Raw genomic sequence first — 21,707 nt, forward strand, 5'->3', positions numbered from 1 at the left:
CATCCAGGATTCATGACATGAGCAAGTTGCATGGAAAGACCGCGGTGATCACCGGCGGCGCCACCGGCATCGGCCGCGCGGCGGCAAAGCGCTTCATCGAGGACGGCGCCTTCGTCTTCATCTACGGCCGTCGGCAGGAAGCGCTCGACGCCGCGGTGGCCGAACTCGGCCCCAACGCCCGCGCAGTGCAGGGTTCGGTCTCGGACCCGACCGATCTCGACCGGCTTTACGCAACGGTGAAGGCCGAGCGCGGAACGCTCGACATCGTGTTCGCCAACGCCGGGACGGGCAGCCTGCTTCCGCTGGGCGAGATCACCGCCGAACACATCGACGAAACCTTCGACACCAATGTGAAGGGCACGATTTTCACGGTGCAGAAGGCACTGCCGCTGATGGGCCCGGGCGGCTCGATCATCCTGACCGGATCGAGCGCCGGCACCACCGGCGCCCCGGCGTTCGGCGTCTACAGCGCGAGCAAGGCCGCCGTGCGCAACCTCGCCAAGACCTTCGCGCAGGACCTGAAGGGCACCGGCATCCGGGTCAACGTGCTGTCGCCCGGGCCGACGGCGACCGAACTGGCCAAGGCCGCGGTGGGCGAGGAAGGCATGAAGGTGTTCGCCTCGATGAACCCGCTGCAGCGCATGGCCGAACCGGCGGAGATCGGGGCGGCGGCGGCCTTTCTCGCGTCGTCGGACAGCGGCTTCATGACCGCCAGCGAGCTCGCCGTCGATGGCGGGCTGGCGCAGATCTGACGCGCCAGGCCCGGCCGGCATTCACCACGAGCTTTTCAGAAGCGCTGACGCGAGTCATCCGCCCCACTGATTTTCCACGACCTATTCGAAATTCAAGAAGGAGCCGTGAGCGATGCCGGGCGATCACGACACGATCGTGACCACCCCGCGGGCCGGATCACGGCGCGATGAACATCGACCTCTACCAAGGAACATCCCATGTCCAACCCATCCGATTTCCCGAAAGAACTTGCCGGCCGCCGTGCCCTGGTCACCGGAGGCACACGCGGCATCGGCGCGGCGATCGCGCAGCGCCTTCTCGATGCCGGCGCCAAGGTCGTGGTCGCCGCACGCAAGCGCGACGACGACATGCCCGCCGGGGCAACGTTCGTATCCGGCGACGTCGCCACTAGCGAAGGCGTGGAGGCGATCGCGACACAGGCGATCGCGGCGCTCGGCGGCCTCGACATCCTCGTGAACAACGCGGGCGGTGCGCGCGCTTTTCTGGAAGGGTCCTCGACGATTCCCGACGAGGCATGGCACGACAGCCTCGAGCTCAACCTCTTCGCCGCGATCCGCCTCACCAACGCCGTCCTCCCCGCGCTTCGGGACTCGAAGGTTGCAGCCGTCGTGAACATATCCTCGGCGGCGGCGGCAATGCCGTTCGGCGCCTTTGCTCACTACGGCGCTGCAAAGGCGGCGCTCGAGTACTACTCGCGCACGCTCGCCCTGGAAGTGGCGCCGGCAATCCGCGTGAACGTCGTGTCGCCCGGCGTCATCGCCACGCCGGGCTCCGACGAGTTCGCCAGGACGACGCCGGGATTTTCCACGGACGCGTGGCTGCAGCTTCTGCCGCTTGGCCGCATCGGCGCCACCGAGGACATCGCCGAAGTCGTGGCGCTGCTCGTGTCGGATCGCGGCAAGTTCCTGACCGGCGCGAATTACCGCGTGGATGGCGGCATGACCGCGCGCTGACGCATCTGGCTTCCCGCCGGATTCGGTGCGCCCGCGGCGACCCGATCGAATGGCTGCCGGCCGGCAAGACGATGAGGCCCGGCATCCACGCGGCCTGTCTGTCGCGCAAGCCTTTGCCGATCGAGGCATGAGGTTGGAGGATTTTCACGAAGCCGCATACGCCACCCATCCCTTGAACGTGAAAGCCGCATAGAACAGCTCATGTCGCTCGAAGCCGGCCTGCTCCAGCAAGTCGACCTCGGCTTCGGGGGGAAGCAGCGGGAGACGGCTGGCCATCGCTTCGATCGTGGCGGCCGGGGTTGCCACCGGCATGCCGTTTGAAGTCATGAAAGCCACGTGCCTGCCAAGCCAGCGCAGCTTTTCGTCCCGTGCATCGGGAACGCTGTGGTGTGCCATGACGAGCGGGGCGCCGGGTTTCAATCGGCGCCTCAGCTCGCGCAGCGCATGCAAGCGTTCGTCGACGGACAGGAAGTGCATGGTCAGCAGGCAAACCGCGCCGTCGAATTCGATGGCCGGAGCCGCATCGATGGTGCCCTCCAGCAACTCCACCCGCGGCGCCAGCGGCCCCAGCGTCTGGACGGCCAATTCCAGCATCGGCGCCGACGGGTCGACGCCGAGCAGACGCCAGTGCGGGTAGGTCTCGGCAAAGGCCTTGAGCTCAAGACCTCCACCGGCGCCGAGCACCAGCACGCGCCCATCGGAGGGCACGTGCTCGTGCAGGAGCAGGCCGGTCATCTGGTGGAGCGCATGCAATCCGGGCACCTGGCGCAGCGGCCCGTCCGTGTATCGCGCCACCGCCTGGGGATCGTTGAAAGAAGACATGCTGCCCTCGCCCGCTTGACATGGAGGCACTAACGTAACATCGTTTGTTACATGAAACGAGACAGCCGACTTTCCGCCGTACTCCATGCCTTGCTGCACATGGCCGAGTGCGATGCGCCGATGACGTCCGATGCGCTGGCGCAGTGCCTTGGCACGCATCCGGTGGTGGTCCGCCGCACCATGGGCCTGCTGCGCGAGGCCGGCCTGGTCACGGCGGATCGCGGACACGCCGGCGGCTGGCGCATTTCGGCGGATCTCTCCAAGGTCACGCTGCGCCAGTTGCACGAAGCGCTGGGCGAGCCTGCACTGTTCGCCGTGGGCAACCGGAATGAACATCCCGAATGCCTCGTCGAGCAGGCGATCAATGCGGCGCTGGACACCGCCTTCGCCGACGCCGAGGCACTGCTGCTGCAGCGGTTCGAGTCGGTCACCCTGGCCGCGCTGGCCGCGGATTTCGCGCGCCGCCATGGCGCCCGTCGGTCGAGGCACCGGCATGAAGCATGACGTGATCATCATCGGCGGCAGCTACTCGGGCATGGCCGCGGCCCTGCAGCTGCTGCGGGCGCGCCGCAGCGTGCTCATCATCGACGGCGGCAAGCGACGCAATCGCAGCGCCAGTCATTCCCACGGATTCCTGGGCCAGGACGGCATCGATCCCGCCGCACTGGCCCGCGTTGCCCGCGAGCAACTGCACGCGTATCCCACGCTGACCTGGCTGGATGGCGAGGTCGAGCAAGCAACCGGCACGAGGGACGACTTCCAGGTGGCCTGTGGCGGCACCACGTATTCAGCCAGGCGTTTGCTGCTGGCGATCGGCGTGTCGGATCGGCTGCCCGAAATCCCCGGCCTGGCCGAGCGCTGGGGCAGGAGCATCTTCCACTGCCCGTATTGCCACGGCTATGAACTGGATCAGGGCCGCATCGGCGTCATCGCGACAGGGCCGATGTCGATCCATCAGGCGCAACTGCTGCCGGAGTGGGGAAACACCACGTTCTTCCCCAACGGTACGTTCGAACTCGACGAGGCTGCCGCGCGGGAACTGGCGCGCCGCGGCGTGACGGTCGAAGCGACGCGAATCGTGCGGATCGACGCAGACGCCGACGTCGTGCTCACCAACGGACGACGCGTGAGCTTCGCCGGCCTGTTCACCGCGCCGCGGAACGAACCCTCGACGCCGATCGCGGCACAGCTCGGTTGCGAACTGGTCGAGACGCCGATGGGCCTGCAGATATCCACCGGCGAAACCAGGGAGACCACCGTGCCGGGCGTGTTCGCCTGCGGTGACGCCGCGAAGATCCCGCACTCGGTTTCGCTTGCGGTGGGCGACGGCGCCTGGGCCGGCGCGCAGATTCACCGCTCGCTGGTGTGGCCGGGGTCGTAGCCAACGTCCAAACCCTGGACGGCAACTCACGAAGCGGGTTCTTCCAGCGCCCGATTGAGCCGATCCCGAGGCACGGCCTGCACATGCTCGTCGGAGACACGGACATTGCCGCCATGCCGGGCCCCGGCTTCGAGCACGGCGCGATGATCGCCCAGGACGGCCGCAACGTGCGGCCCACGCAGAACCGGAACCGCAAATACGTTCCCCGGGAATCGATCGCCCGGGTGCTGAAGCTGGAAATACGCTGAAACCCACAAAGACGGCGGTCTGAAGTCGCCGTCTTTGGCATCGGTGCCGACAACGAGGCAAACTGCACGTCTGTCCAGACGATACGCGGAACGCGCCCATGCACGGCGAATACAAGATGCCCGGCGGCAAGCTGGTGGTGGTCGACCTGGAGGTTCGCGACGGCCGGCTTGCCGGCGTGCAGGTGAGCGGGGATTTCTTCCTGGAGCCGGACAGCGCGCTGCACGCGATCAACCGGGCGCTGGAAGGCCGGCCGCAGGATGCCGACGAGGCTGCCCTCGCCACCGCCATCCAGCACGGGCTGGCGGACGATGTGATGATGTATGGCCTTTCCGCGCAGGCGATCGCGATTGCCGTGCGCCGTGCCGTGGATGGAGATGCCGCATGATGCGCAGCGAATGGCGTGACCACGACTGGCAGTTGATCCACACCACGCCGCAATCGCCCAGCCTGCACATGGCACTGGACGACGTGCTGGTGCACGAGGTGGGCGCCGGGCATCGTCCGCCGACCTTGCGCGTCTGGGAGTGGGCCTCCCCGGCGGTGGTGATCGGCCGCTTCCAGTCGCTGCGCAACGAGGTCGACATGGAAGCCGCGCGGCGCCACGGCATCGAGGTGGTGCGGCGGATCTCCGGCGGCGGCGCGATGTTCATCGAGCCGGGCAACACCATCACCTATTCGATCTGCGCGCCGCTGTCGCTGATCAAGGGCCTGTCGTTCCAGCAGGCGTATGCGTGCATGGACGAGTGGGTGATCGAGGCGCTGGCCACGCTGGGCATCAAGGCGTGGTACCAGCCGCTCAACGACATCACTTCCGCAGGCGGCAAGATCGCCGGCGCCGCGCAGGCGCATCGCGGCGGCGCGGTGCTGCACCACGTCACCATGGCTTACGACATCGACGCGGTGAAGATGCTCGACGTGCTGCGCATCGGCCGCGAGAAACTGTCCGACAAGGGCACCACCAGCGCAGCCAAGCGGGTCGACCCGTTGCGCAGCCAGACCGGCCTGCCGCGCGAGGCGGTGATCGAGCAGATGATCGCCACCTTCCGCCAGCGCCACGGACTCGCCGACGACGTCCTGCGCGCCGGCGAGCTGGCCCGCGCCGAAGCGCTGGCGCGCGAGCGGTTCTCCAGCCAGGCGTGGCTGGCCGACGTGGCGTAGACGTCGCGCCACCGGCGAGAGTCGGCGGGCAGTGCCCGCCCTACGCGCGCTTCAGAACCGGCTGAACGACCAGGATTGCATGCGGCCGTCCTTGTACGGCATCACGCCGTGGAACGGCCGCGGGTCGTCGTCGAACACCAGCGGCAGGAAATGGCGGTCGCCCTCCCACATCGGCAGCTCCAGCAGCCGCGCGCGCGCGACCCATTCCAGCGCGCCTTCGTGATTGCCCTGCAGCGGCGTGCCGCGCCACGCGTCGATCAGGAAGATGAAGCCCAGCCAGTCCTCGCCGTGCTTGCCGAAGCCGGGCCAGTTCAGAGTGCCGCGCAGGCGCATCGACTCGCACTCGATCGCGGCCTCCTCGCGGATCTCGCGCCGCATGCAGGTGGCGATGTCCTCCCCCGGCTCCATCTTGCCGCCCAGCCCGTTGTACTTGCCCAGGTGCTGGTCGTCCGGCCGCGTGTTGCGGTGGATCATCAGCACCTGCCTGCGATCCGGCGACAACACGTAACCCAGGGTGGCGACGATCGGCGTGTAGGGCATCGCGCTCTCGCGGCAAAAACCCGAGTTTAACGGCGAATGGCGACGCGCCGGACCCACGGCGGGAGAACGTTGCGCGCGCGGGGTTGCACGATCGCCGCTGCGCCGCGACCATCAGGGGATGACTTTCCGCATCCCATGCCACTCGACCGCCCGAAACCGCCGCCGCTGGATGCCGGCCGCGGTGTTGCTCGGCCTGCTGCTCACCCTGCCCGGCTGCACGTCGAAGGCGCGGGCGCTGGACAGCGACGAGGTGGCGTTTGCCGGGCAGCAGTACCGGGTCGTGCACATCAACCTCAAGCGCGAACAGTTGGGCCTGCACTGGCGCAATCCGCAGGATGGCCAGCCGTTCGGCAGCGTCGAGAGCCTGCGCCAGTGGGGCGAGGCACATGGCCAACGGTTGCTGTTCGCGGCCAATGCCGGCATCTACGACCACAAGTTTGCGCCGCTGGGCCTGTACGTGGAGGACGGCAGGACGCTGGTGCCACTGAACTTGGTCCACGGCAATCCCGCATCGGGCAATTTCTCGCTGCTGCCCAATGGCGTGTTCGCGATCTACCCGGACGGCCATGCCGCGGTGCGCACCAGCGCGGCGTTCAAGGCCGACGACAAGGCGGTGCGGACGGCGACCCAGTCCGGCCCGATGCTGCTGATCGACGGCAAGCTCAACGAGCAGTTCATCGACGACTCGGCCAGCCTCAAGTGGCGCAGCGGCGTGTGCGCGCCGTCGCCGCACGAGGTGGTATTCGCGGTGAGCGAGGCGCCGGTGAACTTCCACACGTTTGGACGGCTGTTCCGCGACAAGCTGCATTGCCGCGATGCGTTGTACCTGGACGGCAGCATCTCGCAGATCTACGTGGACGGCGCGGGCTACGCCGGCGCGCCGGCCTTCATGGTCAAGCCGTACGCCGGCATCTTTGCCGTGTTCGCCAAGCCTTGATCCGTGACCACCCACCCCATGACGACATGCCCTTGACCTCACGCTCCTGGCGCATCGCACGCGCCGTCCTGGCGAGCCTGCTGGCCTTGCTGCTGGTTGCCTTCGCCGCGGCGTGGTGGCTGCTCGCCGGCGGTCGCGCGCGGCTCGACGGCACGCGCGCGGTGGCGGCGCTGCAGGCGCCGGTGACGATCAGCCGCGACGCGCTGGGCACGGTCACCATCGAAGGCGGCAACCGCGCCGATGTCACCTGGGCGATGGGTTACGTGCACGCACAGGAGCGCTTTTTCCAGATGGACCTGATGCGCCGCGCGAGCGCGGGCGAGCTGGCCGCGCTGGTGGGGCCGGCGGCGCTGCCGGTGGATCTCGACCATCGCCGCCATCGCCTGCGCGCGGTGGTCGACGCGGCATGGGCCGCGATGCCGCCGGCGCAGAAGGACGTGCTGCGCCGCTACGCCGCCGGCGTCAACGCGGGGCTGGCCGACCTGCGCGTGCGGCCGTGGGAATACCTGCTGCTGGGCAGCCAGCCGCAGCCGTGGCAGCCGCAGGACAGCGCCCTGGTCATCGCGGCGATGTACCTGGACCTCAACAGCGGCGGGCGCAACGAGCGCGAGTTGCGCATTGCCCAGATGCGCGACGTGCTGCCGGCATCGCTGGTGGATTTCCTGCTCGCGCCCGACCCCGACTGGGAGGCGCCGCTGCGCGGGCGCTTGTCGCGTTCGCCAGTGGTGCCCGGCGCGGACGTGCTGGACCTGCGCCAGTTGCCGGCCAATGCGGCCACCGCGGGCCTGGCCGCCGCGGTGGCACCCGCGCTGGATGCGCCACGCCCCGGCAGCAACAACTTCGCCGTGGCCGGGTGGCTCACCGGCAACGGCGCGGCAATGCTGGCCAACGACATGCACCTGGCCTTGCGCGTACCCAACATCTGGTTCCGCGCCCGCTTGCGCTATCCCGACGCCGGCGCACCGCACGGCCGGCGCGACGTCAACGGCGTCAGCCTGCCCGGCACGCCGGCGATCATCGCCGGCTCCAACGGCCAGGTCGCCTGGGGCTTCACCAACAGCTACGGCGACTGGGCCGACTGGGTGCGCGTGCGGCGTGATCCGGCCGATTCCACGCGCTACAAGGTGCCTGACGGCTGGGCCACGCTGGAAACCCACGACGAGCACATCCAGGTCAAGGGCCAGCCCGACACCATCCTGAAAGTGGAGGACACCCGCTGGGGCCCGATCATGGCCACCGACACCGACGGCACGCCGCTGGCGCTGGCCTGGATCGCGCAACAGCCACGCAGCTACAACCTCGGCCTGCTGCGGATGGAGCAAGTGGCAAACGTGGCCGACGCGCTGCAGCTCGCACCCACCCTGGGCATGCCGCCGCAGAACCTGCTGGTGGCCGACAGCAGCGGCAGCATCGGCTGGACCATCGCCGGCAACAGCATCCCGCTGCGCGTGGGCATCGACCCGCTGCTGCCGTCGGACTGGTCCGCGTCCGGCATCGGCTGGCAGGGCTGGGCCGCGCCCGCGCAGTACCCGCGCATCGAGAATCCCGCCGACGGCAGACTGTGGACCGCCAACAACCGCACCGTCGACGGCGCCGCGCTGAGCCTGCTCGGCAACGGCGGGCACGATCTCGGCGCGCGCGCGCAGCAGATCCGCGACGACCTGCACGCGCGCGCCAGCTTCACCCCCGGCGACCTGCTCGACATCCAGCTCGACGACCACGCGCTGTTCCTCACCCGCTGGCAGGCGCTGCTGCAACGCACACTGGCCGACAGCCACGACCCGCTGCTGCAGCAAATGAGCCGGCTCACCCGCCACTGGCGCGGCCGCGCCGCCGTCGACAGCGTCGACTACCGGCTGGTGCGCGCTTTCCGCACACAGGTCAGCCAGGCGGTGCTGGCGCCGTTCGTCGCGCGGGTGAAACAACGCCATGCGGATTTCCGCTGGCCCGGCGAGCACAGCCCGGAAGCGGCGGTGTGGATGCTGATCCACGCGCGACCCGACTGGCTGCTCGATCCGAAGTATCCCGACTGGCCTGCCCTGCTCACCGACTCCGCGCTCCAGGTGGCGCGGCAGCTCGACCGGCAACCCGGCGGCCTCGCCGCGCGCCACTGGGGCGAGATCAATCGCAGCGACATCAGGCATCCGCTGGCCGCCGCCCTGCCCGCATGGCTGGCCCGCTTCATCGACATGCCCGACCAGCCGCTGCCCGGCGACCACAACATGCCGCGCGTGGCGGTACCGGGCTTCGGCGCCTCCGAACGGCTCGACGTCTCCCCCGGCCACGAAGACCGCGGCATTCTGGAAATGCCCGGCGGCCAGAGCGACAACCCGCTCTCGCCGTTCTTCGGCGCAGGGCACCAGGACTGGGTTCAGGGGCGTCCCACTCCGCTGCTGCCGGGCCAGGCCACGCACACGCTGACGCTGCAACCGGAAGCCGGCTGACCACGACCTCGCATGCCCGGGCGCCCGGGCCTCGCAGGTCCGGCGCGTCGCCCCCGCGGGGCGGCATGGCTCCCGCCACCCCGCCACCCGGCGCGGCGTGCCGAAAAGTGTGACGCAGTTCTCATGATTGGTGCTATGTTGCGCCGACGCACAGACCACCGACACGGTAGTGATTGAGCTGCTGCCGGCCGTCTCGACGCGGGGACAACCCGCAAGGGACTGCATGACCAGGCACGGGAGTGCCGGATGTCATGACGCAGGGCACGGGATCACCAGGGTTCCGGTATTACGCCTTCATCAGCTACAGCCACCAGGACAAGACCTGGGCCGACTGGCTCCACAAGGCGCTGGAAACCTATGCGGTGCCGAAACGCCTGGTCGGGCAGATCACCACGACCGGCCCCATCCCCAGACGCCTCACGCCGATCTTCCGCGACCGCGACGAACTGGCGAGCGCGCACGACCTCGGCCGCAAGATCATCGAGGCGCTGGAGCAATCCGCCAACCTGATCGTGATCTGCTCGCCGCATTCGGCGGCGTCGCACTGGGTGAGCGAGGAAGTGCTGGCGTACAAGCGCCTCGGTCGTGACGAGCGGATCCTTTGCCTGATCGTGGACGGCGAACCGAACGCCAGCGACCTGCCCGGCCGCGAGGCGGAGGAATGTTTCGCCCCCGCGCTGCGCTTCGAGCTCGACGCCACCGGCCTGCTCGCCACGCAACGCGCCGAGCCCATCGCCGCCGACGCCCGCCCGGACAAGGACGGCAAGGCGAACGCCAAGCTGAAACTGATCGCCGGGATGCTCGGCGTGGGCTTCGACATGCTCAAGCAGCGCGAGCTGCGGCGGCGCGCGCGGCGGATGACGATGGTGGCGGCACTGGCAGTGACCGTGATGACGGTGACCACCACGCTGGCGGTCCTCGCCATCGTTTCGCGCCACGCCGCGGTGGAGGCCAGCCAGGCCGCCCAGCGCCGGCAGAAGCAGGCCGAGGCGCTGGTCGGGTTCATGCTCGGCGATCTGAACGACAAGCTGGCGCAAGCAGCCCGGCTGGACATCATGCAGAGCGTCGACGACAAAGCGATGGCCTACTTCCAGTCGCTGCCGGCCACGGATGTCACCGACGAGACCCTGGAGCAGCGCGCCAAGGCACTGGAGAAGATCGGCAGCGTGCGCCTGGATCAAGGCAACCTGTCCGGCGCGATGGAGTCGTATCGGGCAGCCCTGCAGCTGTCCGGGCGCCTCGCCGAGGAAGCACCCGGCGACGCGGCGCGGCAGGTCGCCCATGCCCGGTCGTGGTCCTTCGTCGGCATGACCGACTGGTATCAGGGCAAGCTGGACGCCGCCTGGCGGGATTTCGAATCCGCGCAGAACGTGCTGCAGCAGGCACAGGCGCGTGCCGGCAATGACCTGTCGCTGAAGTTCGAACTGCTGAACGTCAACAGCAATATCGGTCACGTGCTGGAAGCACGCGGGCAGCCGGCCGCCGCCGCCAGCGCCTACCGGAACGCGTTGGCACTGGGTCGCGGGTTGGTCGCGGCCAATCCCGTCAACACTGATTGGTCGGCTGCATTGGGGATTGCACACAACAATCTCGGCAAGCTGGCCTTGCAGCGTGGCGATCTGGCAGAGGCGATCGCCGAGTACCACGCCGACGACGCGATCGAAACCCGGCTTGCCGCCGCCGACCCCAAGAACAATGACCAGCGCGAAAACATGCTGCGGGTGCGCGCGATCCTAGGCCGCACGCTGGCCCTGACCGGCGACGTCGACGCGGGCATCCGCGACCTCCAGCAGGCGGTCGACATCGCCGCCCAGCTGATCGCGATCGCGCCGACGCAAACCGGCTTTCAGGCAAAATCGGCGCTCTATCTCGTGCAATTGAGCCGCCTGAAACGCCTGCACGGGGACCTGCCGGCGGCACGGACGCTGGCCGCACAAGCGCTGGCCATCCTGTCCAGGCTCACTCGACAGGATCCAGCAAACGTTACATGGCAGCAGATTGACGCCGCGGCACGCAGCGAGCAGGCCGCGCAATCATTTGCCGGCGGACAGTCCGCGGCGGCGCAGGCGCAGGTGCAGGTCGCCATGAACATCCTGCAACCGTTACTCGCCAAGGAACCGGATGACCGCGGCCTGGTGCTGGATACGCTGTCCGCGAAGCTGCTGCTCGCCGACACCGCCAGCGACGCAGCAGCGACACGACGGCTGCGCGAGGAGGCATGGGAGGCGAGCCAATCGGTGAAGGACGGCAAGGACGATCCGCGCCTGCTCGCGCTGCAGGTCGAGGCGTTGCTTGGCCTGCAGAAAAATGCCGAAGCAAGGCTGCTGATCGAGCGCCTCTGGAATGCCGGTTACCGCGACCCGGCGCTGCTGGCGATCCTGCGGCGTGCCCGCGTGGATTACCCGGAAAACCCCGCCTTCGCGACGCGCATCGCGCAGATCATGCAGGTCGACGCCAGCACTCCGGCGCCCGTCACGGCAGCGGTGCGCACGCCGCACCCGAAGCCCTGAATCAAGGCGCTGCGGCCCGCCTTCCACGCCGCCCATCGATCCCTGCAGGAGTACGACATGCCCAACGTAACACTTGAGGTGACACTGAAAAACGGCAGCCTCGACGTCGACCAGTCGGGTAACGGAAACCAGATCGCCCACGGCCAGTCGGTGACGATCACCTGGCACCTGAGCGGCCCCGGCGTGAGCCCGGGATCATTCAATGCGATCAGCGATCCGACCCATCCCGGGTTCGCCTGGATCCAATCGCCTCCATCCGGCGTGTTCGGTCAGGCGCAACTCGCGAACAACGGCGACAAGATCACCATCACCGATGCCAACGACAGCACCAGCTCGAGCGGCGAGTGGATCTACCAGCTCTGCGCGACGATCAATGGCGCCCCATACTCGACCATCAGCACGCTGCCTACGGCCACCACGACGAATCCGGTGATCAAGAACCTGTAGCGCCACCATGCAGGCGCTTTGGCGCAGGGACAGCGAGGAAGCAATGCCAAGGGTACCTCGATCCGAACGGCAACATCGCATACCAGTCAAGCCTGGAGACCATCATGCCAAAGACCAGCAAAGACAATCAGAACATCCCGGCCGAACCGCAGCCAGACGACCAGACCCAGGATAGCAACCGCGACTCCGACCAGAACGTGGAACAGTTGGGCACGCTCTCGCCGAACACAACGACCAACCCACAGATCAAGAACCTCTGACACTAACCCAGTGCCTCGCATGGAACATCGATCTTGCCCCCTCGCACCTGCCAGCGTACCGCTGGTGATCGGCGTCACCAGCCACCGCAACATTCCCGCCCGCGAAGTCGACCTGGTGCGGCGCCGCGTGCGGGAATTCCTGGCGCAACTGCAGCGCGATTTTCCCGCGCTGCCGCTGGTGGTGCTGTCCGCGCTGGCCGAGGGCGGCGACCAGTTGGTGGCGGAAGAGGCGTTGGCGCTCGGCGCGCGATTGATCGCGCCGCTGCCGTTGCCGCGCGAACTCTATGTCGAGGACTTCCACCACGCGGCCACCCGCGACCGTTTCGATGCGCTCGCCGCGCGTGCCCGGGTGATCGAGCTGCCGCTGCTGCCGGACAGCACCCCCCGCGGCATCGGCAATCCTGGCCCCCAGCGCGATCGGCAGTACGGACGGGCCGGCGTGTTCATTGCGCGGCACTGCCATCTGTTGCTGGCGATCTGGGACGGCAAAGCGTCGACCCGGCTCGGCGGTACCGCCCAGGTGGCGGAGTTCTTTCTCAGCGGCGTGATGCCGGGCCTGACCGAGCGCCGCCGCGGCAGCCGTCATCACCTGCTGGGCAGCGGCGACGAGCGGCTGGTCTGCCAGATCGTCTGCTCGCGCGATACCGACGACGGCGCGCCGCTCCCGCCACTGCAGCCAGGGCAGCTGCTGTGGCGCACGCAGACCGAAGTTTCATTGCCCGACGTGCCGATGCCTGCGATGTTCCACCAGACTTTCGCGCGCATGGCCGAGTTCGACGCAGATTGCCTGAAATACCGCAGCGAGATCCACTGCAGCGCCGCTACCGATAAGGCATCGAGCGACACCGCGACGCTGGCGCGACCGGAGGCGGCCCTGTTTCGCGCAGCGGACTGGCTGGCGGTGCACTTCCGCCAGCGCGTGCTGCTGGCGATGCGGACCCTCTACACGCTGGCAGCAATCATGGCCATCGCCTTCACGATCTACGACAACCTGCCCGACCAGGACGACTTCATCTACGTATTCCTGCTGCTGTTCGCCGGCGGCGTATGGGTGGCCACGCTCGCCAGGCGCCGCGGCTGGCATCGCAAATACCTGGATTACCGGGCATTGGCGGAAGGTCTGCGCGTGCAAGGCTACTGGCGCCGCGCCGGGATCTCGCTCACCGGCGATCCCGAGTTTGCGCAGGACAGCTTCATGCAGAAACAGGACATCGAGCTTGGCTGGACGCGCAACGTGATGCGCAGCGCCGCACTCTACCGCGTGCCAGACAGCGGCAACCCGGAGAGCGAGTTGCGCGAGGTCATCAGCGAATGGGTCGGCGACGACGCGCATGGTGGCCAGGTGGACTACTTCCGCAGCAAGGCCGCGCAGCGCACGCGCCAGCATCGCTTTACCGAAATGCTGGGCTTCTCCAGCCTGCTTGCCGGCATCGGCATCAGCATCGTGCTGGCGGCGCTCGCACACCGCCTGGCCGCCGATACCAAGAACACGCTGGTGGTCATCATGGGCGTACTGTCGATCCTCGCCGCCGTGCGCGAGGCTTATGCGTTCAAGAAGGCCGACAAGGAACTCATCAAGCAATACCGCTTCATGCAACGCATCTTCGACGAGGCGCGCAAGGCGCTGGCACTGACCAGCAACGCCACCGAGCAACGCGCCATCCTCCACGCGCTGGGCGAGGCCGCCCTGGCCGAACACGCCGAATGGGCCCTGATGCATCGCCAGCGACCGCTGGAACACGGGAGAATGTAGGCGAGACCGGAGCAAACCACATGAGTCGATCCACCGAAGAATGCCGCGCCTGTTTCGACTTCGAAGTCGACTTCTCCAACGGCGGCGGCATCCAGGGCCAGGGATTCCGGCTCGACATCGACGGCGACGACATCGACGACGCGGCGCTGGCCGACTACATCGTGCGCGACATGCGGTTGCTGATGGTCGGCGCCGTGCGCATCCTCAACAAGTCGATCATCCGCGAACGTCACAAGCGCCAGCCGCAAGCCGCGCCGGGCAACGCCGTCCGGCCGGACCTGATCGACCTCGCCCACGTCGTGCACAGCGGCGAGGAGGTCTACCCCGGTCTGCCCGCGCCCCGCGTGTCGGACCATCTCAGCCACCAGGCCAGCATCGGCCGCTACGCCGAGGGCGTGACGTTCCAGATTGCGCGCATCGACATGGTGGCCAACTGCGGTACCGCGATCGACGCACCCTCCCACCGCTACCCCGGCGCCGCCGACGTCGCCCAGCTGCCGCTCGGCGACATCGCCGACGTGGATGCCGTGGTCATCCACCTGCAGGGCATGCGCGGTCGAAGCATCGACCGCGCCGCGCTCGCGGCACTGGACGTGCGCGGGCGCGCCGTACTGCTCGATACCGGCTGGGCCGCCCGTTGGGGCACCAGTGCCTACCTGCAGGCGCAACCTTTCCTCAGCCGCGACGGCGCCGAGTACCTGCGCGATCACGGCGCGGTGCTGGTCGGCATCGACGCGCTCAACATCGACGACACCGACGACCCGCAACGCCCCGCCCACTCGATCCTGCTGGCCGCCGGCATCCCGATCGTCGAGAACCTCGCCTCACTCGCCATGCTGCCCGCCGAGAAGCTGCACTTCTCCGCCGTGCCGATGCGCATGGCAGGCATGGGCACGTTCCCGGTGCGGGCGTGGGCACGCCTGGGTTGAGGTAACCGGCGGCATGCGGCAGCGCTGTGCGCCGCCGGAACTCGACTGATCGCGGAGGCACCCCGTCGCGCGGCGTGCGTCAATGCCGGCGCGACATTCGACCGCATGGGCCACCCGGGCCAAGTTGACCACAGTCAAGCGTGAGCGCGTGGCGCACGCGCATGATCCGCCCTGTCCACAAGCGGGCGCGATCCATGATCAGCTGCGACACCGTCATCATCGGCGCAGGCCCGGTCGGCCTGTTCCAGGTTTTCGAGCTGGGCCTGCTCGGGCTGGATGCGCACGTGGTCGATGCCGTGCCGCATGCCGGCGGGCAATGCATCGAGCTGTATCCGGACAAGCCGATCTACGACATCCCGGCGGTGCCGGTGTGCAGCGGGCGCGAGCTGATCGCGCGGCTGCAGCAGCAGATCCGGCCGTTCGCGCCGCAGTTCCACCTGGGCCACACCGTCACCTCGCTGGAACGCATGCAGGACGGTCGCTTCCGCCTGCAGACCAGCGGCGGGCTGGCGTTCGACGCAAGCGCGGTGATCATCGCCGGTGGCCTGGGCGCGTTCGCACCGCGCACGCTGAACCTGCCGGAAGCCGCGCCGCTGGTGGGCCGCACGCTGCACTACAAGGTGACCCGGCCGGCGCTGTTCGACGACCAGGACATCGTGATCGCCGGCGGCGGCGACGCGGCACTGGACTGGGCGCTGGAGCTGGTCGAGCGCGCGCGCAGCGTGGTGCTGGTGCATCGCTCGTCGACCTTCCGCGCGGCGCCGGCCAGCGTGGCACGCATGCAGGCCTTGTGCGACGAGGGGCGCATGCAGTTCTGCGAAGGCGACATCGTCGGCCTGGAAACGGCGAACGACGCACTGGCGCAGGTGCGCGTACGCACGCGCAGCGGCATGGTCCAGCGCATAGAGGCCTCGCACCTGCTGGTGTTCTGGGGCCTGCATCCGGCGCTGGGGCCGATCGCCGAATGGGGACTGGCGCTGGAACGCCAGCAACTGGTGGTGGACCCGGCGACCTTCCGGACCTCGGTGCCCGGCATCTTCGCGGTGGGCGACATCAACACCTACCCGGGCAAGAAGAAGCTGATCCTGTCGGGCTTCCATGAAAGCGCGCTGTGCGCGTTCGCCGTGCACGCGCACCTGCACCCCGGAGACAAGGTGAACCTGCAGTACACGACCACCAGCCCGGCCTTGCAGCGGCGCCTGGGCGTGCGCGATGCCGAGCGCGATGAGGTCGTCGCCGAGCCGCCGCCACGCGTGGCGGCCACGGCCTGACCTCGCCCGCCCGCACGCGTTCAATCACTCATCCCGGGAGACATCCCATGCACCGTCCCTCCGCTTTCGACGACCTGCGTTCGCCCGAACGCCGGCGCTGGCTGAAGCAGGCCGGCCAGCTCGCCATCGCCGGCGGCCTGCTGGCCGGCGGCGGCTGGGCGGTGCTCAAGCGCAAGCAGAACCTGTGGCAGGTGCGCCGCGAGCGCACGCTGATGCAGACCTCGGTGGCGGTGACCTGCCTGGCCGATGACGTGCAAGCCGCCGGCGTGGCGATCGAGGCGGCGTTCGCACGCATGGCCGCGACCGCCGCGCAGCTGACTCGCTTCGATCCCGCCAGCCCGCTGGCGCGGCTCAACCGCGATGGCCAGCTGGCGCAGGTGCCGGCGCAACTGGATGCGGTGCTGCGCCAGGCGCTGTCGCTGTCGCGACTGACCGACGGCGCGTTCGACCCGACCGTGCTGCCGGTGCTGCGCTACTTCGAAACGCTGCGCGGCACGGCGGCCGCCGACGCGCACGAGCAACGCGTGGCCGAAAGCCGCGACGCGCTGGTCGGCTACCGCGACCTCGCACTCGATGCGCGCGGCGCGCGGCTGCTGCGCCCGGGCATGGCGATCACCCTGGACGGCATCGCCAAGGGCCACGTGGTCGACCAGGGCATCGCCGCGCTGCGCGGCGCCGGCATCGAGTACGGCCTGATCGACGCCGGTGGCGACATCCACGCGATCTGCGGCAACGACCCCGAGCGGCACTGGAACGTCGGCATCGTCGATCCGCGCGACGTCAGCCGCGTGGCGGCGGTACTGCAGCTGCGCAACGCGGCGCTGTCCACGTCGGGCAATTACCGCGTGTTCTTCTCCGCCGACCGGCGGTTGTTCCACATCGTCAACCCGCGCACCGGCTGGTCGCCGCAAAGCTATTCCAGCGTCACCGTGATCGCGCAGCGTTCGGTGCTGGCCGACGGCATGAGCACGGCGGCGTTCTCGCTGGAGCTGCCGCGCCTGTCTGCACTGATGGACGCGCAGGACCAGCAGTGGCTGGCGTTCTCGCGCACGGGCGGGCAGCGTTGGCGCTCGCGCGACCTGCCGCTGATCGCCGGTACGGCGGAGCGCGTGTGATGCGCTTGTCACGCCCGCTCGTCACCCGCCTGCTGCTGGCGCTGTGCCTGTTGTTGCCGGCACCCGCCGCGCTGGCCGGCATCGACGCGAAGCACCCGCAGCTGCACGAGGTGTTTCCGCAGGCCACCCGCTACGGCGACATCGAGGGCACGCCGCCGGCGGCCGCGGTGTACCAGGGCGACAAGATCATCGGCTACGTGTTCGAGACGGTGATGGTGGCGCCGGTGCCGGCGTACTCGGGCGCGCCGATCAACCTGCTGGTGTCGATCGGCACCGACGGCAGCATCCGCGACGCCCGCGTGCTGGAGCAGCACGAGCCGATCCTGCTGGTCGGCATTCCGGTGCAGAAGCTGTACGACTTCGTGGCGCGCTACATCGGCCATCGCGTGGACGACCAGATCGTGGTCGGCGGCGGCGCCAGCGGCAGCGTGCGCATCGACGCGATCAGCAGCGCCACGGTGACCTCGATGGTGGTCAACGAGACGATCATGAACTCGGCGCTTAAGGTGGCCGCCTCGCGCAAGCTGATCGCCGGCGCGGCCGACACCGACGCCAAAGTCGCCGCCGTGCGCGCCGACTACTACCAGCCGGCCGACTGGGACACGCTGACCGGCAACGGCGCGATCAGCCACCTGCAGCTCAAGCGCCAGGCGATCACCGACGCCTTCAAGGGCCAGCCGGAGAGCGGCCTGGTCGATGATCCCACCGCGCCGGCGCCCGGCCACGAGGGCGATGTCTTCATCGACCTGTACTTCGCCGACGTCACCCCGCCCACGGTGGGCCGCAACCTGCTCGGCCCGACCGCCCACGCCGACCTGATGAGGCAGCTCAAGCCCGGCGACTCGGCGATCGCGGTGATGGCCAACGGCATCTATTCGTTCAAGGGCGTGGGTTATGTGCGCGGCGGCATCTTCGACCGCGTGCACGTGCTGCAGGACGGCAAGCTGGTGCTGTTCAAGGACACCGACCTGGTTCAGTTGAACGACACCCCGTTGCGTGGCAAGCCCGACTTCGTCGAGCAGGCGATCTTCATCGTGCGCAACAGCGGCAGCGGCTTCGACGCGACCCGGCCGTGGACGCTGCAACTGATGGTGAACCGCCAGGTCGGCCCGCTGCAGAGCATCTACCACACCTTCACCCGCGACTACCGCATGCCGGCGGTCTACACCACGCGGCCGGAGAGCAGCACCGACTCGCAGTCCGATGCACTGCCGGCCGACGCCGCACTGTGGCAGAAGATCTGGTACGGCCGCCGCATCGACATCGCCGTGCTGCTGGCGGGGCTGACCGTGCTGACGCTGGTCCTGCTGTTCCAGGACTGGCTGGTGACGCGGCCCGTGCTGCTCGAACGCGTGCGCACCGGTTTCCTGATCTACACGCTGGTGTTCATCGGCTGGCACGGGCTGGCGCAGCTGTCGGTGGTGAACATCTTCACCTTCATCCAGTCGGTGCTGCACGGCTTCCATTGGGAAACCTTCCTGATGGACCCGCTGATCTTCATCCTGTGGGTATTCGTCGCCGCCACCCTGCTGCTGCTCGGGCGCGGCGTTTACTGCGGATGGCTGTGCCCGTTCGGTGCGCTGCAGGTGCTGGTGAACAACGCGGCCAAGCGATTGCACGTGCCGCAGTTCGAGTTCCCGCGGGCGGTGCACGAGCGGCTGTGGGCGCTGAAGTACGTCATCCTGCTGGTGCTGTTCGGCATGTCGCTTCAGTCGCTCAACACGGCCGAGCACTACGCCGAGATCGAGCCGTTCAAGACCACGTTCACCCTGCACTTCGCGCGCTCGTGGAGCTACGTGCTCTACGCGGTGCTGCTGATCGGCGTATCCGCGTTCAACCACAAGTTCTATTGCCGCTATGTCTGCCCGCTGGGTGCCGGACTGGCCGTGTCCGGACGCTGGCGATTGTTCGAATGGCTGCGCCGACGCCCCGAGTGCGGCAGCCCCTGCCAGGTCTGCGCCAACGAGTGCGAGGTCAAGGCGATCCATGCGGATGGCCGCATCGACTTCAACGAATGCCACTACTGCCTGGATTGCCAGGTCACCCGCGTCAACGACCACAAGTGCCCACCGGTGGTACAGCAACGCAAGAAGCGCGAACGCGCCGCACGACCGTTGCCCACGCCGATCACGCTGATTACCCCGGCGAACGCGCCGGAAACCCGAGAGCCGGCGCCCGTCGCCGACTGATCCCCACCTCACCTGCCTCTGCGGATGGAAGCCATGCACGACGAATCGAAAATCAAACCCGAAGCAATCGAGGAAGGCGCCGACCCCGCGCGTCGCAACTTCATCAGGACCAGCGCGCTGGCCGGCCTGGCCGGCGCGGCGGGACTGGCACTGGCGGGCTGCGGTCGCAAGGGGGACCACGGTGGCGCGGAAGGTGCCGCCGCCGGACACGATGGCGAACGCCAGCGCGAGCACGGCGAGCACGAAGCCGCTTCCGACCACGTGCCGCCCGGCCAGCTCGACGAGTACTACGGCTTCTGGAGCGGCGGCCAGTCCGGCGAGGTGCGTCTGGTCGGCGTGCCCTCGATGCGCGAGCTGATGCGCATCCCGGTGTTCAACCCCGACTTCACCATCGGCTGGGGCGTCACCAACGAGAGCAAGCGCGTGCTCGGCCCGAACTTCCCGCCCGGCGGCGACTGCCACCACCCGCACATGAGCCAGACCGACGGCCACTACGACGGCCGCTACATCTTCATCAACGACAAGGCGCACACCCGCGTCGCGCGCATCCGCTGCGACGTGATGCGTTGCGACCGCATCACCAATGTGCCCAACGTGCAGGCGATCCACGGCCTGCGCGTGCAGCGCGCGCCGCGCACCGGCTACGTGTTCGCCAACGGCGAGTTCCTGGTCCCGGCGCCGAACGACGGGCGCGACCTGGACGATCCGAAAAAGTACCAGACCATGTTCAGCGCGCTCGACGGCGACACCATGGAGGTCGCCTGGCAGGTGCTGGTGGACGGCAACCTGGACAACACCGAGGCCGACTACGCCGGCAAGTACGCCATCTCCACCTGCTACAACAGCGAGGGCGGCATGGACCTGCCCGGCACGATGCAGGCCGAGCGCGACTGGGCGGTGGTGTTCAACATCGCGCGCATCGAGGCAGCGGTGAAGAAGGGCGAGTTCAAGACCATCGGCAGCTCCAAGGTGCCGGTGCTCGACGGCCGCCACGGCTCCTCGTTCACCCTGTACATCCCGATCCCGAAGAACCCGCACGGCATCAACGCCAGCCCCGACGGCAAGTACGTGGTGGCCAACGGCAAGCTCTCGCCCACCGTCACCGTGATGGAGTGGAGCCGCATCGACGACTGCTTCGCCGGCAAGCTCAAGGACCCGCGCGATACGGTGGTGGCCGAGCCCGAACTGGGCCTGGGTCCGTTGCACACCGCCTATGATGGTCGCGGCAACGCCTACACCACGCTGTTCATCGACAGCCAGATCGCCAAGTGGAACATCGCCGACGCGATCGCCGCCCACGACGGCAAGAAGGTCGCCTACCTGCGCCAGAAGATCGACGTGGCCTACCAGCCCGGGCACTGCCATACCTCGATGGGCGAGACGCGCGACGCCGACGGCAAGTGGCTGGTGTCGCTGAACAAGTTCTCCAAGGACCGCTTCCTGCCCACCGGCCCGCTGCATCCGGACAATGACCAGCTGATCGACATCTCCGGCGAGACCATGAAGCTGGTCGCCGACGGCCCGGTCTACGCCGAACCGCACGACGTGATCCTGCTGCACCGCCGGCAGCTGATCGACAAGGTGAAGAAGAGCTGGGACCGCGACGACCCGTTCTTCGCCGAGACGGTGGCGATGGCGAAGAAGCACGGCGTCAACGTGCTGTCCGACAGCAAGGTCATCCGCGAAGGCCGCAAGGTGTTCGTGTACATGACCTCGGCCGCGCCGATCTTCAGCATGGGCAGCTTCAAGGTGAAGAAGGGCGACGAGGTGACCGTGGTGGTGACCAACATCGACGCGGTGGAGGACGTCAGCCACGGCTTCTGCATCGTCAACTACGGCATCAACATGGAGATCAGCCCCGGCGCCACCGCCTCGGCCACCTTCACCGCCGACAAGGCGGGGGTGTTCTGGTACTACTGCACGTTCTTCTGCCATGCGATGCACATGGAGATGAGCGGGCGGATGCTGGTCGAGGCCTGAGCCGCGTCGTGCCGCC

Annotated in this window: 20 protein-coding genes; 18 read left to right on the forward strand and 2 right to left on the reverse strand. The window is 68.3% G+C overall.

Annotated elements, in window-relative coordinates; translation table 11 throughout:
- Positions 1-17 precede the first annotated feature (17 nt).
- Together ACVCMC_RS07855 and ACVCMC_RS07860 are read left to right on the forward strand one after the other, a co-directional pair.
- Entirely contained in the window at positions 18-752 is a 735-nt protein-coding gene (locus ACVCMC_RS07855; protein ID WP_447099295.1) for an SDR family NAD(P)-dependent oxidoreductase, read from the forward strand.
- 198 nt (positions 753-950) lie between these two features.
- A complete protein-coding gene (locus ACVCMC_RS07860) occupies positions 951-1,706 on the forward strand; it encodes an oxidoreductase (RefSeq protein WP_447099296.1) in 756 nt (251 codons plus the stop codon).
- Between the two features lie 144 nt (positions 1,707-1,850).
- Here ACVCMC_RS07860 and ACVCMC_RS07865 read toward each other — a convergent pair whose 3' ends face one another.
- The gene (locus ACVCMC_RS07865; protein WP_447099473.1) at positions 1,851-2,528 is read right to left on the reverse strand and encodes a class I SAM-dependent methyltransferase; all 678 of its coding nucleotides are present in this window, start codon (positions 2,526-2,528) and stop codon (positions 1,851-1,853) included.
- A 51-nt stretch (positions 2,529-2,579) separates the two neighbouring features.
- On the opposite strand from ACVCMC_RS07865, the gene ACVCMC_RS07870 reads away from it, so the two are divergent.
- The 5 genes from ACVCMC_RS07870 to ACVCMC_RS07890 all read left to right on the forward strand — a co-directional run bounded on the left by ACVCMC_RS07870 (position 2,580) and on the right by ACVCMC_RS07890 (position 5,316).
- The gene (locus tag ACVCMC_RS07870) at positions 2,580-3,032 is read left to right on the forward strand and encodes an Rrf2 family transcriptional regulator (protein WP_447099297.1); all 453 of its coding nucleotides are present in this window, start codon (positions 2,580-2,582) and stop codon (positions 3,030-3,032) included.
- Entirely contained in the window at positions 3,022-3,909 is an 888-nt protein-coding gene (locus tag ACVCMC_RS07875) for an NAD(P)/FAD-dependent oxidoreductase (RefSeq protein ID WP_447099298.1), read from the forward strand. The genes ACVCMC_RS07870 and ACVCMC_RS07875 overlap by 11 nt, the downstream gene beginning before the upstream one ends.
- 83 nt (positions 3,910-3,992) lie before the next feature.
- Positions 3,993-4,157 (forward strand): hypothetical protein, encoded by a 165-nt coding sequence (locus tag ACVCMC_RS07880; protein WP_447099299.1) that lies wholly within the window; start codon positions 3,993-3,995, stop codon positions 4,155-4,157.
- Positions 4,158-4,255: 98 nt separating this feature from the next.
- Positions 4,256-4,543 carry a biotin--protein ligase gene (locus ACVCMC_RS07885; RefSeq protein WP_395117375.1) on the forward strand — a complete coding sequence of 96 codons (288 nt, stop codon included), beginning with the start codon at positions 4,256-4,258 and terminating at the stop codon, positions 4,541-4,543.
- On the forward strand, positions 4,540-5,316 hold the full coding sequence (locus ACVCMC_RS07890; protein ID WP_447099300.1) for a lipoate--protein ligase family protein: 777 nt from the start codon (positions 4,540-4,542) through the stop codon (positions 5,314-5,316). The genes ACVCMC_RS07885 and ACVCMC_RS07890 overlap by 4 nt, the downstream gene beginning before the upstream one ends.
- A gap of 51 nt (positions 5,317-5,367) precedes the next feature.
- Here ACVCMC_RS07890 and ACVCMC_RS07895 read toward each other — a convergent pair whose 3' ends face one another.
- Positions 5,368-5,856, reverse strand: a complete 489-nt coding sequence (locus ACVCMC_RS07895) for an NUDIX hydrolase (RefSeq protein WP_447099301.1) — start codon at positions 5,854-5,856, stop codon at positions 5,368-5,370.
- A gap of 169 nt (positions 5,857-6,025) precedes the next feature.
- Here ACVCMC_RS07895 and ACVCMC_RS07900 point away from each other — a divergent pair, with 169 nt between their 5' ends.
- The 11 genes from ACVCMC_RS07900 to nosZ all read left to right on the forward strand — a co-directional run bounded on the left by ACVCMC_RS07900 (position 6,026) and on the right by nosZ (position 21,691).
- Positions 6,026-6,793 (forward strand): phosphodiester glycosidase family protein, encoded by a 768-nt coding sequence (locus ACVCMC_RS07900; RefSeq protein ID WP_447099474.1) that lies wholly within the window; start codon positions 6,026-6,028, stop codon positions 6,791-6,793.
- 26 nt (positions 6,794-6,819) lie between these two features.
- Positions 6,820-9,237, forward strand: coding sequence for a penicillin acylase family protein (locus ACVCMC_RS07905; RefSeq protein WP_447099302.1), 2,418 nt, complete (start codon positions 6,820-6,822; stop codon positions 9,235-9,237).
- 251 nt (positions 9,238-9,488) lie between these two features.
- Positions 9,489-11,747: a toll/interleukin-1 receptor domain-containing protein gene (locus ACVCMC_RS07910; RefSeq protein ID WP_447099303.1), complete on the forward strand. Its 2,259-nt coding sequence runs from the start codon at positions 9,489-9,491 to the stop codon at positions 11,745-11,747.
- Between the two features lie 57 nt (positions 11,748-11,804).
- Positions 11,805-12,194 (forward strand): hypothetical protein, encoded by a 390-nt coding sequence (locus ACVCMC_RS07915; protein WP_136259908.1) that lies wholly within the window; start codon positions 11,805-11,807, stop codon positions 12,192-12,194.
- Between the two features lie 104 nt (positions 12,195-12,298).
- Positions 12,299-12,454: a hypothetical protein gene (locus ACVCMC_RS07920; protein WP_168709697.1), complete on the forward strand. Its 156-nt coding sequence runs from the start codon at positions 12,299-12,301 to the stop codon at positions 12,452-12,454.
- 19 nt (positions 12,455-12,473) lie between these two features.
- Positions 12,474-14,207 carry a hypothetical protein gene (locus tag ACVCMC_RS07925; protein ID WP_447099304.1) on the forward strand — a complete coding sequence of 578 codons (1,734 nt, stop codon included), beginning with the start codon at positions 12,474-12,476 and terminating at the stop codon, positions 14,205-14,207.
- Positions 14,208-14,227: 20 nt separating this feature from the next.
- Positions 14,228-15,136: a cyclase family protein gene (locus ACVCMC_RS07930; protein ID WP_447099305.1), complete on the forward strand. Its 909-nt coding sequence runs from the start codon at positions 14,228-14,230 to the stop codon at positions 15,134-15,136.
- A 194-nt stretch (positions 15,137-15,330) separates the two neighbouring features.
- The gene (locus ACVCMC_RS07935; RefSeq protein ID WP_447099306.1) at positions 15,331-16,407 is read left to right on the forward strand and encodes an NAD(P)/FAD-dependent oxidoreductase; all 1,077 of its coding nucleotides are present in this window, start codon (positions 15,331-15,333) and stop codon (positions 16,405-16,407) included.
- A 47-nt stretch (positions 16,408-16,454) separates the two neighbouring features.
- Complete coding sequence (locus ACVCMC_RS07940; RefSeq protein ID WP_447099307.1) at positions 16,455-17,522, forward strand: FAD:protein FMN transferase; 1,068 nt, start codon at positions 16,455-16,457, stop codon at positions 17,520-17,522.
- Positions 17,522-19,711 (forward strand): 4Fe-4S binding protein, encoded by a 2,190-nt coding sequence (locus tag ACVCMC_RS07945; RefSeq protein WP_447099308.1) that lies wholly within the window; start codon positions 17,522-17,524, stop codon positions 19,709-19,711. The genes ACVCMC_RS07940 and ACVCMC_RS07945 overlap by 1 nt, the downstream gene beginning before the upstream one ends.
- A gap of 33 nt (positions 19,712-19,744) precedes the next feature.
- On the forward strand, positions 19,745-21,691 hold the full coding sequence (nosZ, locus tag ACVCMC_RS07950; RefSeq protein WP_447099309.1) for a TAT-dependent nitrous-oxide reductase: 1,947 nt from the start codon (positions 19,745-19,747) through the stop codon (positions 21,689-21,691).
- Positions 21,692-21,707: the final 16 nt, after the last annotated feature.

The sequence above is a fragment of the Rhodanobacter sp. UC4452_H20 genome, assembly GCF_052978205.1.

Excerpts from the sequence above, each read along its gene's own strand:
- ACVCMC_RS07925 (WP_447099304.1), top strand. The coding sequence starts at position 12,474 with ATGGAACATCGATCTTGCCCCCTCGCACCTGCCAGCGTACCGCTGGTG.
- ACVCMC_RS07935 (WP_447099306.1), top strand. The coding sequence starts at position 15,331 with ATGATCAGCTGCGACACCGTCATCATCGGCGCAGGCCCGGTCGGCCTG.
- ACVCMC_RS07945 (WP_447099308.1), top strand. The coding sequence starts at position 17,522 with ATGCGCTTGTCACGCCCGCTCGTCACCCGCCTGCTGCTGGCGCTGTGC.
- ACVCMC_RS07885 (WP_395117375.1), top strand. The coding sequence starts at position 4,256 with ATGCACGGCGAATACAAGATGCCCGGCGGCAAGCTGGTGGTGGTCGAC.
- ACVCMC_RS07875 (WP_447099298.1), top strand. The coding sequence starts at position 3,022 with ATGAAGCATGACGTGATCATCATCGGCGGCAGCTACTCGGGCATGGCC.
- ACVCMC_RS07865 (WP_447099473.1), bottom strand. The coding sequence starts at position 2,528 with ATGTCTTCTTTCAACGATCCCCAGGCGGTGGCGCGATACACGGACGGG.
- ACVCMC_RS07880 (WP_447099299.1), top strand. The coding sequence starts at position 3,993 with ATGCTCGTCGGAGACACGGACATTGCCGCCATGCCGGGCCCCGGCTTC.
- ACVCMC_RS07920 (WP_168709697.1), top strand. The coding sequence starts at position 12,299 with ATGCCAAAGACCAGCAAAGACAATCAGAACATCCCGGCCGAACCGCAG.
- ACVCMC_RS07855 (WP_447099295.1), top strand. The coding sequence starts at position 18 with ATGAGCAAGTTGCATGGAAAGACCGCGGTGATCACCGGCGGCGCCACC.
- ACVCMC_RS07930 (WP_447099305.1), top strand. The coding sequence starts at position 14,228 with ATGAGTCGATCCACCGAAGAATGCCGCGCCTGTTTCGACTTCGAAGTC.
- ACVCMC_RS07910 (WP_447099303.1), top strand. The coding sequence starts at position 9,489 with ATGACGCAGGGCACGGGATCACCAGGGTTCCGGTATTACGCCTTCATC.
- ACVCMC_RS07940 (WP_447099307.1), top strand. The coding sequence starts at position 16,455 with ATGCACCGTCCCTCCGCTTTCGACGACCTGCGTTCGCCCGAACGCCGG.
- ACVCMC_RS07890 (WP_447099300.1), top strand. The coding sequence starts at position 4,540 with ATGATGCGCAGCGAATGGCGTGACCACGACTGGCAGTTGATCCACACC.
- ACVCMC_RS07895 (WP_447099301.1), bottom strand. The coding sequence starts at position 5,856 with ATGCCCTACACGCCGATCGTCGCCACCCTGGGTTACGTGTTGTCGCCG.
- nosZ (WP_447099309.1), top strand. The coding sequence starts at position 19,745 with ATGCACGACGAATCGAAAATCAAACCCGAAGCAATCGAGGAAGGCGCC.
- ACVCMC_RS07915 (WP_136259908.1), top strand. The coding sequence starts at position 11,805 with ATGCCCAACGTAACACTTGAGGTGACACTGAAAAACGGCAGCCTCGAC.
- ACVCMC_RS07905 (WP_447099302.1), top strand. The coding sequence starts at position 6,820 with ATGCCCTTGACCTCACGCTCCTGGCGCATCGCACGCGCCGTCCTGGCG.
- ACVCMC_RS07870 (WP_447099297.1), top strand. The coding sequence starts at position 2,580 with ATGAAACGAGACAGCCGACTTTCCGCCGTACTCCATGCCTTGCTGCAC.
- ACVCMC_RS07900 (WP_447099474.1), top strand. The coding sequence starts at position 6,026 with ATGCCGGCCGCGGTGTTGCTCGGCCTGCTGCTCACCCTGCCCGGCTGC.
- ACVCMC_RS07860 (WP_447099296.1), top strand. The coding sequence starts at position 951 with ATGTCCAACCCATCCGATTTCCCGAAAGAACTTGCCGGCCGCCGTGCC.